This window comes from Psychrosphaera sp. 1_MG-2023, from assembly GCF_030548245.1.
GTDB lineage: Bacteria > Pseudomonadota > Gammaproteobacteria > Enterobacterales > Alteromonadaceae > Psychrosphaera > Psychrosphaera algicola.
Map to the genome: position 1 here is coordinate 70479 of NZ_JAUORW010000020.1, position 14744 is coordinate 85222.

The window sequence follows — 14744 nt, forward strand, 5'->3', positions numbered from 1 at the left end:
ATTAGCTTACCTCAGAACCTAAAAAATCCTGTGCAAATCGTTGCAACACACCACCTGCGGTGTATACCAATAATTCATCAGCTGTATCTAATCGACATGTCACCGGTATTGTAATTTGTTCTCCGGTCACTCTAGTAACAGCTAATGATAAGGTAGAACCTGGGTTAATATCGCCTAGGACATCATACGTCTCACTACCGTCGAGCCCGTAAGTATTGCGTGTATCACCCGTTAGGAATTGTAGTGGTAATACGCCCATGCCAACCAAATTGGTTCGATGGATACGTTCAAAACCTTCTGCTAGGATCACTTCAACACCCGCTAATCGAACCCCTTTAGCCGCCCAATCACGAGATGAACCTTGACCATAATCTGCGCCAGCGACAATAATTAGTGGTTGCTTACGTTCCATATAGGTTTCTATTGCTTCCCACATACGGGTATTGGTGCCTTCAGGTTCAATTCGAGCATAACTGCCCTGCATAATTTCACCATCTGAATTTCGACACATTTCGTTTAGTAACTTAGGATTAGCAAATGTCGCTCGTTGCGCGGTTAAATGATCACCTCTGTGCGTTGCATAAGAATTATAGTCTTCTTCAGGCAACCCCATTTTTGTTAGATATTCACCAGCGGCACTTGTTGCCATGATCGCATTTGATGGCGATAAATGGTCGGTCGTAATATTGTCGCCTAATACCGCAAGCGGTCGCATATTCTTTAATGTACGTGGGGCTGCTAACGCACCTTCCCAATATGGTGGTCGACGAATATAAGTGCTTTTTTCGCGCCAATCATAAAGTGGATTATTGTCTTCACCATAATCTACACGCAAATCAAACATAGGTTCATAAATCGACTTAAACTGCTCTGGCTTAACATGTTTACTAACAATATTGTCAATTTCTTCATCCGTCGGCCAGATATCGGCAAGCTTTATATCATTACCATTTTTATCGGTCCCTAATACGTCTTGTTCAATATCAAAACGCATCGTGCCAGCAATAGCATAAGCAACAACTAAAGGTGGTGATGCCAAAAACGCTTGTTTTGCGTAAGGGTGAATTCGACCGTCAAAGTTTCGGTTACCCGATAATACGGCTGTTGAGTACAAATCACGTGACACAATTTCTTGCTGGATTTCAGGATCTAATGCGCCACTCATACCATTACATGTCGTACATGCATAAGCTACAATACCAAATCCTAGCTTTTCCATTTCAGGTAATAAACCCGATTCTTCTAAGTATAACTTAGCCACTTTTGAACCTGGCGCAAAGGACGATTTTACCCAAGGTTTACGGATCAATCCGAGTTCATTGGCTTTTTTAGCGACTAAACCGGCGGCTACCACATTACGAGGATTGGACGTATTAGTACAACTCGTTATCGCTGCGATAATAACGGCACCATCAGGCATATTACCTTTCCAGTTGGCTAAATCGGGTTGAATAGTTGACGCCGTGATGCCTCGAGCTTGTAACTCATTCGTTGGCAATCGACGATGAGGATTTGACGGCCCTGCCATATTTCGACCGACTTTTGATAAGTCAAATTCTAGTACCCGTGGATATTCCGCGGCGACCATTTCGTCGGCCCAAAGTCCTGATTGCTTAGCATATGACTCAACGAGTTTTACTTGCTCAGGCTCACGACCGGTTAGTTTTAAATAATCAATAGTTTGCTCATCGATGTAAAACATGCCCGCTGATGCACCATATTCTGGCGTCATATTAGAGATAGTTGCTCTATCTCCAATCGTGAGGTTTTTCGTACCTTCACCAAAAAACTCCAAATAAGTTGATACCACTTTTTGGTTACGTAAAAATTCTGTAAGCGCTAATACAATGTCAGTCGCAGTAATACCTGGTTGACGATTGCCAATAATATTAACCCCAACAATATCTGGCAGTCGCATCATTGAAGGTCGACCTAACATGACATTTTCTGCCTCAAGACCACCTACGCCAATGGCAATTACACCTAATGCATCAACATGTGGTGTATGGCTATCAGTACCTACACATGTATCTGGAAAAGCGACGCCGTCCTTAACTTGAATAACAGGCGACATTTTCTCCAAATTAATTTGGTGCATAATACCGTTCCCAGCAGGGATTACGTCTACGTTTTTAAATGCCGTTTTGGTCCACTCGATAAAATGGAATCTATCTTCATTACGTCTATCTTCTATTGCTCGGTTTTTTTCAAACGCATCAGGTTCAAAACCCGCATGTTCAACCGCGAGCGAATGATCAACAATGAGCTGTGTTGGTACAACTGGGTTTACTTTTGCCGGGTCTCCCCCCATATCAGCAATAGCGTCTCGTAAGCCAGCTAAATCAACTAATGCGGTCTGTCCTAAAATATCGTGACAAACTACACGGGCTGGATACCAAGGAAAATCCAAATCCTGTTTGTTAAACACAATTTGTTCTAAACATGCTGTCAGTTGTGCCTGATCGCATCGACGAACAAGCTGCTCAGCGAGTACTTTTGAGGTATAAGGTAATCTCGCATACGCGCCAGGTGAAATAGCTTCGACAGCAGCTTTAGTGTCGACATATAAAAGATTGGTGGAAATGAGCGGAGTACAAAATTCAGTGTTCATGCTGACACCTAAAGTTAAATTTATTTAATATATGTTCTGCAGAAACGCAGGGTTAACGCCGTTTTTTTGGATGCAATCATTGATTCAACAACAATAACAACAAAGACAAATCAGTAGTGACCCCAGGTCATATTAAAAAATGACTGGGGGTCACAACTAAAAACAAGCCTTAACCGCGTTCAGCCATAGTTGGAACTGGGCGTAAATCTTCACCCGTATATTCTGCTGAAGGACGGATAATGCGATTATCTGAACGTTGTTCCATAACATGTGCAGCCCAACCCGTTAATCGCGACATAACAAAAATTGGTGTAAACAATTTTGTCGGGATGGCCATAAAGTTATAAGCAGAGGCATGGAAAAAATCGGCATTACAAAATAGCTTTTTCTCGCGCCACATGACTTCTTCACAACGAACAGATACGGGATAGAGAACGGTATCCCCAACATCTGCAGCAAGTTTTTCAGACCAAGTTTTAATGATTTCATTACGAGGATCAGAATCGGCATACACTGCGTGACCAAATCCCATTATTTTTTCTTTACGTTCAAGCATGCCCATCATTTCTGCTTCAGCGTGATCCGCAGAAGTGAACTTTTCAATCATGTCCATCGCAGCTTCATTCGCACCACCATGTAAAGGACCACGCAGGGAACCAATAGCGCCAGTAATACAAGAATGCATATCAGAAAGGGTTGAAGCACAAACTCGAGCCGTAAATGTAGAGGCATTAAATTCGTGTTCAGCATATAAAATGAGTGAAACGTGCATAACTTTTTCATGCAGTTCATTTGGTTTTTCGCCCGTCAACATATGCAAGAAATGTCCGCCGATTGAATTGTCATCGGTCGCAGTTTCAATTCGAACACCGTCGTGGCTAAAACGGTACCAGTAACAAATGATACTTGGGAATAAAGCCAACATACGGTCGGTAACTTCTTGTTGCTGTGAAAAGTCTGCTTCGCCTTCCAAGTTCCCCAACATTGAACAGCCTGTACGTAATACATCCATCGGATGTGCATCGGCCGGAATTCGTTCTAATACTTCTTTTAATGCTTCAGGCAGTGAACGAAGTGACTTTAACTTCGCTTTATAACTTGTTAATTCTTGTTGGTTTGGTAAATGCCCTTTTAAAATTAAATGGGCGACTTCTTCAAATTCACATTTGTCAGCTAAATCTTTTACGTCATATCCAAGATACGTTAAACCTGAGCCCGAAACGCCAACAGTTGAAAGTGCTGTTTTTCCAGCAACTTGACCACGCAAACCTGCGCCACTTAATACCTTCGCCATAAGATGTTCTCCACATTGTAGGGTGTGTAAATATTGTTTATTGCCACTTGATGCGGCTTATTATAAATAATTTAATTTGTGTTCTAGTTGTTCGAAATTGCTACTTGTTTTTACCTTCTGCAAATAATGCATCGAGCTTTTGTTCATATTCGTGATAACTAAGGTAATCGTACAATTCCATTCTAGTTTGCATTTGGTCAATAACCGCTTTTTGATCGCCGTTATCCAAAATTGACTTGTAAACATTTTCCGCCGCTTTATTCATCGCTCGAAACGCACTTAATGGATAAAGCACCATAGCCACCCCCCAATCACTTAGTTGGTCGCGATTCCACAATTCTGTTTTGCCAAATTCAGTAATATTAGCGAGAATAGGAACGCTCAGTGCGCTTGAAAATGCCCGATAATGTTCTTCCGTTTGGATAGCCTCAGCAAAGATCCCGTCAGCCCCGGCCTCAACATAGGCTTTTGCACGTTCAATCGCTGCATCTATTCCCTCTTGAGCAAATGAGTCTGTTCTCGCCATAATGAAAAAGTCAGGATCCGTTCTTGCGTCCACTGCCGCTTTAATACGGTCAACCATTTCAGAAGTTGGTACGATCTCTTTATTTGGCCTATGACCACAACGTTTTTGAGCGACTTGGTCTTCCATATGTACTGCAGCCGCGCCGGCTTTTTCCATATCTCTTACCGTTTTAGCAATATTAAATGCGCCTCCCCATCCTGTATCAATATCTACCATAAGGGGTAGATCACAGGCAGACGTAATACGCTGAACATCAACCAGTACGTCGTTAAGCGATGTCATGCCTAGATCGGGTAAACCATAAGATGCATTTGCAACGCCACCACCAGACAAATAAATTGCTTTATGACCAATTTCTTTTGCCATCATGGCCGAATACGCATTAATAGTACCTACAATTTGCAATGGTTTAGCGTCAACCAAAGCTTGACGAAATTTTTTACCTGGACTCATAAGTTCTCTCGCTGTGTGATTTAATTATTATTAAGATTGCGACAATTTGTCAGCAATATTATTTTTTGAATAGGTGATGTGTCTTCTCATCAACATTTCCGCTAATTCTGCATCTCGGTTTTTAATTGCCATCGCTATGTACTTGTGTTCGTCAAAGGCTGTTGTTACCCGAGGCCCCGCCATTCCAAATTGAACTCTATACATTCGTACTAAATGGTAAATGCCTTCCACTAATATCGTGATCAATTGCTGATTTTTACTGCCCAAGATTATTCGATAATGAAAATCAACATCACCAGCTTCCTGATAATAAGATTCGCCGGGCTTAACAGTTGCAAAATGGGACTCAAGGAGTTGATTTAGATCAGCGATTTCTTGTTGAGTCATGTTTTGAGCTGCAAGTCTTGCAGCCATGCCTTCTAAAGATTCTCTTACTTGATAAAGCTCTATCAATCCATGTTCAGACAATTCAACAACTCTGGCACCAACGTTTGCTTTACGTTCAACTAAATGACATGTAACCAAGCGATTAATTGCTTCTCGGATCACTGCGCGACTAACTTCATAGGTTGTCGACAATTCAGCTTCATTTAATTTAGATCCATGCTTAATTGATCCTTCCACTATCGCGTTACGTAGTAAGTAGAATATCTTATCTGAGCTGGTTATTGGTTGATCTGAAATCATGTGTGCTCGTCAATAATTACATCAAGTGTCGACAATCTAGTGGAGTTTTAATGAAAGATCAACTAAAAATAGCAATATTGTCGACAATGAGTAAATAAAAGATAAATTGCATGACGCTGTGGATAAGCTGGGTAAAACCGGTGCAAAAGGTCTGCACAGTCTGTTTAGTAAACATACAAGTTGTTGATTTGCCCTCGATTAAAAAATATTCATTTAGGGCTTTATTTTAAGAATTTGTTGATCTAGACTGTCTCAACTCACCACATAAAGCTATGTTCTTTGAACCTTTATGTGAACCACTTTAGGTAGTGGTAACTGTTAGCGCACGGCTCTGTAGAGAGCCATTCCCCTAGCCCTGAGCAGGAATCGTTCAGGGCTTTTTTTTGCCTGCGATTTGATATATTCCATTTCGCATGGGTTTTGAATCCGTTTAGATACTAATAGTAGGTAGCTTATAAGTTAGTTGTAGAAAACAACTGCTTAAAATTATTTGTAGTAACGCTTGCCACTTCTTCAATTGGCACGTTCTTAAGTTTTGCAATAAATTCAGCAACGTGCCTAACATATGCAGGTTGATTTTGTTTACCTCGATAAGGAACTGGCGCAAGATAAGGTGAGTCAGTTTCTATAAGCAATCTATCTAGTGGCATTTTTCTAACCACATCTTGCAATTCAACTGCATTTTTGAACGTTACGATACCTGAAATTGAAATGTAAAAGTCTAAATCCATTGCTGCTTTCGCCATATCCCAGGACTCAGTAAAGCAATGCAATACGCCACGACATTCATTTGCTTTATTCGCTTTTAGGATGTCAATCGTGTCGGTACGTGCATCTCTAGTATGAACAATTACCGGTTTGCCCAGCTGACGACCAACTTCAATGTGGTGTGCAAAACTTGCCTGCTGCTCTTTTATCGAATCTTTTGAGTAATAATAATCTAACCCAGTTTCGCCCACGGCGACGACACGTGGTGCATCCGCTAATTTACGTAAATCACTTAATGCATAATTTTTGTCTTCGCCAACATGACAAGGGTGAACTCCACAGGAGAAAAATACATTTTCTCTATGCTCTGCCGTTGCAACCATAGTTGGAAATTGATCCATTGAAATAGCAACACATAACATATGTGATACTTGGTTTGCCGCCGCATTATCAAATAATTGATCAAATTCAATTTTTTCTTTTTGTAAATCAATGCGATCAAGATGGCAATGCGAGTCGATTAATTGCAAAGTCATGTTATACCTTGGTAAAAATAAAATTAGCTTAATTATCCCAAATCAAACCGCAGAAACATAGCCATTTGACAAATTACTTTATATTGTAAGCGTAAATGGCCTTTCACTGTGTATTGCTGACTTAATCGCTATCGAATTAATACCGAATACCAAAAGTAGAGCCTCGCTCACGTCAGCCTCATTTTTTAATTATTTATCAATCATCTGAAGTGATCCAATACCTTTAGCAATTCGTATCAATAGACTTAAATTGGAAACGGATATTTTCCATTTGAGAACAAAAACTTTCTTTACAGACCGAGCGGTCGGTATTATGATCGAGTTCGTTGGAAGACATCCAAAATGAATGATAAAACACATCAATACGAGTCGAGGTCGAAATGTTAAAAAACTTAATTATTGCAGTAGCCATATTGGCTACCTTCTCCGCTGCAGCGGTTTCTAAAGATAACAACCCATTAAGTGGTAACGAGTATGTGCTAGAAAATACAAAAAAGTTAGCGCAAATTGACAGACAAGGGTCGCCTTACTTACTTGTTCAACAACTTGGTGAGACTTTGTTTGAATCAGTTACTCATATCAAAAGCATCAATGCTGACGAGTCAGCTGTAAGTACTGTTTCGATGCAAGACCTCGTTGAAGAACAATTAATGCCTTTCATAGACGTTACGTTTGCTTCATACAAAATTTTGGGGACACAACTAAAAAAATCGACAAAAGAAGAACGTGAAATGTTTGTCAATGCAATGCAACGATCACTAATTCAAACCTATTCTGGTGCTTTATCGCAATATACAAATCAAACAGTCGTTTATGAGCAAGATAAAAACGTTGATGGGAAAAAATCGGTAAATGTAAAAGCTGAATTAATGTCTGATAACGGCCCCACGTTAAGTATGATATTTAAACTTCGAAAAGGCCGTCAATCTGGTGAATGGAAAGCATATGACCTAATTGTTGAAGGCATCAGCTTAGTAGACTCTAAACGCGCAGAGTTATCTACGCCAATCCGTCAAAATGGCATTGAATATGTCGTAAATACGGTTTTAAACTGATTTAATTCGCGCTCTGCTAATTGCCCAATATATAGAATTCGACCTCATATATTGGGTATTTTATTTTATACAGCCTTCCCCTTCTATTTTTCAACCATAAAAACTCAATGTCACATGAGTCACTTTCCCTGCAAAAATTTAGTGTATTCTCTCACCGCTGACTAAGCTCTGAACCAACTAGATAGTTATGAGTATTTATAAGTCTTGGGCGCTCACTGACAACTCAGCAAAAAAAAGCGATAAGTCGGAAGTATTTCACAATGCGTCCATGCTTATTTTTATTGATCGTAATTTAATTGAATACATATTGATTCTTTGTATCCAAACCTCTAACACTTTAGGTCAAACAATATGAATTGCAGAATTGATTTATTAATCTGTTAAAATCTTTTTATGAATCGCAAATTCTCTGGTTTCACGTATTTGATTTTGATCTTTAATTGCCTTAATCATTTTAATTTTTTGCAGGTATTCCAGTGGCATATTTAATTCAGCCGCGCCAATTAGTACATGATTTAAATACCAGTCATAAGGTTTTAACTTATCGGCAGTCGTGAGGCCATAATACATTTGGGCAGTAACAAGCTCGCCATTTTCTCCAGTCACTTCGACACTTTTTATCCCATAACTGTGTCCAAGGCTTTCAGCCTTATCTAAAATGTTTTTTTCTGCGTCTTCTATTTCGTATAAAGCACCAAACACAACATCACTTGGATTATCAGTGAATAAGGCGTCGCACTTACCTGAACCGTCTGTGCTTCGCATATTAAACATGAGTTTATGCTTAGTTAATTTAAAAGTACCTAAACGCTTTGCACTTGGCGTTCTTCTTTGAATTCGGCTTAATGCCATATTGGAACCATACGCGTAATATAACAATTCATTCTCTCGGTTTTTGGAACTTGCTTATTCCATAGTTAATAACATGTTACGTCCAACCAGTAAATTAAACTAATTTAGATAAATCAAAATAGTTAGTGATTGTTAGCAACAAGATTTTTGGTTTTCTATAAAAACAAGGCTTAAGGCAGGGCTGAACAACTTGCAGGGACGGTTTTACACGTTAATCCGAGGATCTAGATTTCAACTCGATCTAAAATCAAAACTGAATGCAACTGACAAATATGTTGAGCCTTCAGTCTAATTTAACTATATGCGTTAGCCTTCATACTTTTTGCCTAAAGCACGCATAATGTCACGCCAAGTTAAAATTCCTAATACCCTATTATCAGACGTAACGACAGGTAGACAGGAAACACTATTTTGATTAAATAATAATACTGCATCTTTAACAGTAGAGTCTTCGGTCAATACAACTAAATTACGACTCATAATCTGATGAGCACGTTTGTTTAATGCCGCCAACTCTTTAGTCGTCACAGCGACAGTATCGATATTTGGACTTAGCGTTTTCAGTAAATCGCGATCTGATATAACGCCAACCAACTTACGGTGATCAACAACCAGAATGTGATGAAACGATTCTTCTTCAAATATCTTTTTAATAACGCTTAAGGATTCATCCAAGTGAACCGTTACAACTTCACTAGTCATTAATCGAGTGATTTTCATGATACTCCTTGACTCTAATCGCCGCCTTCTTGTGTCGACAGGAACCAACACCGGCTAAATCTACTTCATTATAATATTCAGTTGTTTATATATGCCAAATATTTTTCTTTTTAAGCCATAAAATAATGCTGGTAATAGCATAAATTCCACAAAGAATAAGATCAAACTCAACTTAAGCACATTAAGCTTGATCTAATAACAACGACCCTAATCTAACTCAAATGGCGAATAAGCTCATTAGGTGACATTTTCATTAAACTACGTGTGCTCAACGCACCTACTGTTGCCACAAATCCAGCACCAATTGCAGGCCCTATCAAACAAAGCTCCCAATGCAGTGACCAGCTCATTTCAAAAATCCGCCATTGCAATAAAAACAAACTAAAGTCCGCCACTGTTGCGGCAATGATCCCAGCTATCGCGCCTAAACTTAAAAATTCTATTATTATCGCAGATTGAATTAGACTGCCTTTCGCACCTAATGTTCTAAAAATAACAGTTTCGCGGCGTCGTTCGTCAAGTGAACTTTGCACCTGAGCTAACAACACTAACGTTGCGGCAAAAACCACCACTATTAACACGATCCGGATTGCAACAGCTACCTGCGCTATAGTCTGTTGGATTTGATTTAACATCGCCTCTACGTCAATAACGCTTAGTGTTGGGTAGTCATGTAATAAATCATTCAACCACAACTTCTTCTCTGTTGGTAAGTAGAAAGAAGTGATGAAAGTCGCAGGAAAGTCACTCAATACATCATGACTAAATATCATAAAGAAATTAGGCTGAAAGCTATTCCAATCAACTTCCCGAATACTGGTAACCTGTGCCGAGACTTCTCGCGCACCAATCAAGAATGTTAGGTTATCACCAAGTTTAATCTGCATTCGCTCAGCAACACCTTCTTCGACTGAAACCTGTGGGCCCTTTCCTTCTGGCATCCATTCGCCCGAAAGAAGTACGTTGTTTTTAGCCATTTCGTCCGAAAATGTAAGATTTAACTCACGACCTATGCCATTTCGTTGTTTTTGCTCCGATTCTTCATTTTCAGTTTGCTCACCGCTCCCGCTGTTTTGTGATTTTGGAATCGATTCTGTTGCGGCTTGAGCTTGTTGCGTATTATTTTCGGTCTCACTACCGTCACGTAATTTAGAGCCGGTTTCCTCTTGTTTCTTTTGCACCAGTTTTTCGTCATTAATATGCGTCAGTCGACCACGAATAATTGGGTAATACTGTTCAGGTTCTAACCCTTGATTACTTAATTCTTGTTTCACATCATCAAGTTCGTGTTGAGCAATGTTAATGACAAAATGATTTGGTGTACCTTCGGGCAATTGCTCCTGCCACTCTTGAATAATTGAGTTTTCAAGAGAATACAAAATTAAGATAAGCATAATCGCCAACGTAAACCCTATCATCTGAGCAGCATTTTCTTTTACTCTGCGCTTTAACGATGCAAGTGCAATTTTTACTGCGCTGCCGCCGACGCTATTACCTATTTTTCTAGAAAAATAAAGCATTAAACGAGTAAACACTAAGATCAACACAACGAGTATAATTCCTGCCACACCTATGATTAGTGTGATTTGAATATTTTGACTGTAGATCCAAACCAGCAATATTGTCGTGAGAGCCATTAGTATTCGAGCAGAAATACTCGTTGCAATATCATCACCCAGATTACGTCTTAAAACCCGTAATGGCGGAACAGAAAACAACTTTAAAAGCGACGGTATTGAAAACATAAAGGCACATACTAAGCCAGTAATCATTGCCATAATAACCGGTTTTAAGCCAATTGATGGCAATTCATCAGGTAAATAAGCAGCCATCGCACTTACCGCACCTTGCTGCATAATAGCGCCAAAAATTATCCCAATTGCAACACTCGACACCGCGATTAAAACTAATTGAAACAAATAGATCACTTTGACTTGATTTAAGCTTGCGCCTAAAGTTTTAACGATGGCGATTGAGTCCAAATGACGTTGACTATATAGTTTAGTCGCCACTGCTACGGCGGTGGCCGCTAATAAAACTCCTAGAACACCTGCTAGCATTAAAAAACTTTCTGCCCGTTCTAACGATGCCGTTATATTGGACGCACCTTCTTTAACATTTCGGAAACGTTGATTTTCTTTTAAGTTATCTTTTATCCAAACATCAAAGTCAGATAAATCAGCTTCATCTCCTGCAAACAGATTTACATAGGAAATTCGACTTCCCGGTTGTATAACTTTTGTTGCAGGGACATCTTCTATGTTCATGATGATCCGAGTACCGCTGCTAAATACCTCAAATGGCGCATCAGGTTCAGCGTCAATGACCCCCGTAACCTGTAAGGTTAATTCACCGACATCTACTTTTAGTGTTGATGACATGTTTTTAAGTGCCGCTGGGTCGAGGTTTAATGCATAAAACAATCGTTTTGTTAGCCACGCTTCTCCTGTTTTAGGACCGTGTTTCTCTATCTTATTGTTTGTTGATAGGTCCGTTGTAACAAACAACTGACCGCGCAATGGATAAGTTGGAGATACCGCTTTAATAACAGCAATATTCATTTGGTCACCGGCAAACGCCATCGACGAAAAATAAATGTGCTGATCAGTAGCGAGATTGAGTTCAGTTGCTTTAGTAATAAATTGGTCACCCATTGGATGGGCACTGCTTAAATCACGATCCGCGGCAAGAAAAGCGGCACTTTTACTCATTATAGCTTTGTCGACTCTATCGGTGACACTAGATAAGGCCATCACAGACGACACTGCTAACACGATAGACAGACCAATGATTGTTAATTCGCCCCGACCAAATTCGCGAGTAAATAAACGCCAGGCAATCGCAAACCAATAATTAATAGGGGCCGATGTTCGGGTATTTACTGTGTCATTAGAATGCATTGGCAATTGCCTCTGATATATCTAAATCCAACGTGCCATCTGCAAGCTCATCGCTAGGATCTTTGTCTGGTGCCGTTTCTTCAACAAGAGTTCCTCCAATTAAAGAAACCGTGCGTTGACAGCGTTTTGCTAATTCAGGGTTATGGGTCACTAAAATTAAAGTCGTTTCTGCTGTTTGATTCAATTCAAATAATAAGTTTTCAACTAACTTGCCATTGTCGGAATCCAGATTGGCCGATGGTTCATCGGCAAATAACAATTTAGGTTTGGTAATAAACGCCCGGGCAATCGCAACACGTTGCTGCTCGCCACCTGACAGTTGATTTGGAAAATGCGTTAGCCTGTGATCTAATCCAACTTTCTGCAACCATCGTTCTGCTTCTGATTTTGCGCTTGCACGCATTTCAGCATCATCTGACAACTCCGCTGGCAACATGACATTTTCGAGTGCTGTAAGGCTTGGCACAAGCAAAAACTGTTGAAAGATAAATCCAACATCCTTTCGTCTAACACCGGCTCGTTGCTCTTCATCTAGTTGGTGAAATGGTTGACCGTAAAAAAACATTTCCCCCTTGGTCGGTAAATCCAATCCAGCCAAAATACCAAGTAGTGTCGACTTGCCAGAGCCTGATGCCCCAACAATCGCTATGCTTTCTCCGCAGTTAACCGTCAAATTAATATTCTTTAATATTTCTAACTTTTTGTCAGAATCGGTTGCGGATGTCGCGCTTGGCAGAGATACTTGTTTTTCGATATTGTTTGCATTTATTGCAGATAAGTTTTGTTTGTTCATAATTTTGGGTTCTCTTAATGCCAAGAAATAGTAATACTAAACAGTTTGACGTAATTAACCTATTAAGATCAAAGTTGTTTTATAAAAAAATGATTATTAAATGTAACAGACTGTTAGTGCCCTTGTTATGCCTTTTTTCATTTTGTTTAGATGCAAGTCAAATTAAAGTCGTAATGTACGGTGATAGTATTAGTGCCGGATATGGCATGACGATCGAAGAAAGCTGGCCTTATTTACTAAATGAAACGTTTATCGTTGAAGGATCTGAGATTAATTTGATCAACGAAAGTATTAGTGGTGAGACAACTGGTGGGGGTTTGGCCCGAATTGAAAATGTGCTTAAAAGGCATCAATTGGTACAGGACGACTGGCTCATTATTGAACTCGGTGGTAACGATGGGTTGAGGGGTTTTCCAACAACAACGATAAAACGTAATTTGACCCAAATGATCACAAAACTAAAAGCAAATAACGTCAACATCGCAATTATGCAAATAAAAATACCGCCCAATTATGGTAAACGTTACACAACAATGTTTGAAGGTTTATACCCTGCCCTCGCTGAACAGTTTGATATTCCAATCATGCCGTTTTTTATGGATTCGATTGCCATTAATCCGAGTTACATGCTGCAAGATGGAATTCATCCAAATAAAAGTGCTCAGGTCATTATTAGAGACATAATGAAACCAGCAATAGAAAAATTGTTAACAGATAATTAGTGTAAATACGAAGTCAGGCACAGATTAAGGAAAACTAATGCGAATTGTGCGAAAAATCAAAGCTTTTAAGTTTTACAATGTCGGAATTATAACCATAAAAAGTCTATTGTTTTTATTCTGTATTGGTTTCAGTAAAGCGAATGCGGAACCTCTGACGATAGTGACGGAATTATCTCCCCCATATCAAACATTGGAACAAAACCATATTGGTGGGTATGCCACTGAACAAGTTCGTGCTTTTATGCTTAAAGCGAATTTATCGTATGAGATTGAAATGTACCCCTGGGCTCGCGCGTTCCGCCAAGCTTTAAATAAACCAAACACACTCATCTACGCAATAGCAAAAACCCCAGAACGTCTTGATAAGTTTCATTGGTTTATTAAAGTTTATGAATTTCGACCTTATTTAGTCGGGCATGATGACAAGGCATTGTTGCAAGTAAAAAGTCTGCAGCAAGTGAAAGAATATAGTATTGCGGTACAAAGGCACGATTATGCCCATGAATATTTATCGTCAATTGGGTTTGAAGAAGGAAAAAATCTTATTCTTACGAATTCCATTGTTGATTCTTGGCACTTGTTAAAAAACAAAAAAGTGGATTTTGTAGTAGAAGAATTTGAATATGATCCAATTTCAGAATCAGGTGAAGAGTTTAAATATAAAAAGTACATACCATTAAAAAGTTTATGGCAATCAACGTATTTAGCTGCAAATAAAAATCTAGACAAAGATGTTTTGGAAAAAATGATGTCAACAATGAAAGAATTCGAACAAACGAGATAGAAAGAGATGGGTAATAAATAGAAATGAAATGGTACTCCCAAGGGGATTCGAACCCCTGTTACCGCCGTGAAAGGGCAGTGTCCTAGGCCTCTAGACGATGGGA

Annotated in this window: 12 protein-coding genes; 3 read left to right on the forward strand and 9 right to left on the reverse strand. The window is 39.4% G+C overall.

The features are described 5' to 3' along the window. Position 1: 1 nt before the first annotated feature. From acnD to Q4575_RS16995, 5 genes are all read right to left on the reverse strand, one after another. Positions 2–2611, reverse strand: a complete 2610-nt coding sequence (acnD, locus tag Q4575_RS16975; RefSeq protein ID WP_303523604.1) for a Fe/S-dependent 2-methylisocitrate dehydratase AcnD — start codon at positions 2609–2611, stop codon at positions 2–4. Positions 2612–2780: 169 nt separating this feature from the next. Then, positions 2781–3905, reverse strand: a complete 1125-nt coding sequence (gene prpC / locus Q4575_RS16980; protein ID WP_215962051.1) for a 2-methylcitrate synthase — start codon at positions 3903–3905, stop codon at positions 2781–2783. A gap of 100 nt (positions 3906–4005) precedes the next feature. Beyond that, positions 4006–4884, reverse strand: a complete 879-nt coding sequence (gene prpB, locus Q4575_RS16985; RefSeq protein WP_215962052.1) for a methylisocitrate lyase — start codon at positions 4882–4884, stop codon at positions 4006–4008. A 30-nt stretch (positions 4885–4914) separates the two neighbouring features. After that, complete coding sequence (locus Q4575_RS16990) at positions 4915–5571, reverse strand: GntR family transcriptional regulator (RefSeq protein ID WP_215962053.1); 657 nt, start codon at positions 5569–5571, stop codon at positions 4915–4917. A 452-nt stretch (positions 5572–6023) separates the two neighbouring features. Next, positions 6024–6815 (reverse strand): TatD family hydrolase, encoded by a 792-nt coding sequence (locus Q4575_RS16995; protein WP_303523605.1) that lies wholly within the window; start codon positions 6813–6815, stop codon positions 6024–6026. Positions 6816–7195: 380 nt separating this feature from the next. Between Q4575_RS16995 and Q4575_RS17000 the strand changes: the two genes are divergently transcribed. Next, complete coding sequence (locus tag Q4575_RS17000; RefSeq protein WP_215962055.1) at positions 7196–7870, forward strand: phospholipid-binding protein MlaC; 675 nt, start codon at positions 7196–7198, stop codon at positions 7868–7870. Positions 7871–8242: 372 nt separating this feature from the next. On the opposite strand, the gene Q4575_RS17005 is transcribed toward Q4575_RS17000, so the two are convergent. From Q4575_RS17005 to Q4575_RS17020, 4 genes are all read right to left on the reverse strand, one after another. Continuing rightward, positions 8243–8749: a gamma-glutamylcyclotransferase family protein gene (locus Q4575_RS17005; protein WP_215962056.1), complete on the reverse strand. Its 507-nt coding sequence runs from the start codon at positions 8747–8749 to the stop codon at positions 8243–8245. 279 nt (positions 8750–9028) lie between these two features. Beyond that, positions 9029–9442, reverse strand: coding sequence for a CBS domain-containing protein (locus tag Q4575_RS17010; RefSeq protein WP_215962057.1), 414 nt, complete (start codon positions 9440–9442; stop codon positions 9029–9031). A 212-nt stretch (positions 9443–9654) separates the two neighbouring features. Next, positions 9655–12342: an ABC transporter permease gene (locus Q4575_RS17015; protein WP_303523608.1), complete on the reverse strand. Its 2688-nt coding sequence runs from the start codon at positions 12340–12342 to the stop codon at positions 9655–9657. Next, positions 12332–13135 carry an ABC transporter ATP-binding protein gene (locus tag Q4575_RS17020; protein WP_215962059.1) on the reverse strand — a complete coding sequence of 268 codons (804 nt, stop codon included), beginning with the start codon at positions 13133–13135 and terminating at the stop codon, positions 12332–12334. Before Q4575_RS17020 ends, Q4575_RS17015 begins: the two co-directional genes overlap by 11 nt. An 89-nt stretch (positions 13136–13224) precedes the next feature. On the opposite strand from Q4575_RS17020, the gene Q4575_RS17025 reads away from it, so the two are divergent. Together Q4575_RS17025 and Q4575_RS17030 are read left to right on the forward strand one after the other, a co-directional pair. Continuing rightward, positions 13225–13857 (forward strand): arylesterase, encoded by a 633-nt coding sequence (locus Q4575_RS17025; protein ID WP_303523614.1) that lies wholly within the window; start codon positions 13225–13227, stop codon positions 13855–13857. A 37-nt stretch (positions 13858–13894) separates the two neighbouring features. After that, complete coding sequence (locus tag Q4575_RS17030) at positions 13895–14641, forward strand: transporter substrate-binding domain-containing protein (RefSeq protein ID WP_303523611.1); 747 nt, start codon at positions 13895–13897, stop codon at positions 14639–14641. The last annotated feature ends 103 nt before the right edge of the window (positions 14642–14744 follow it).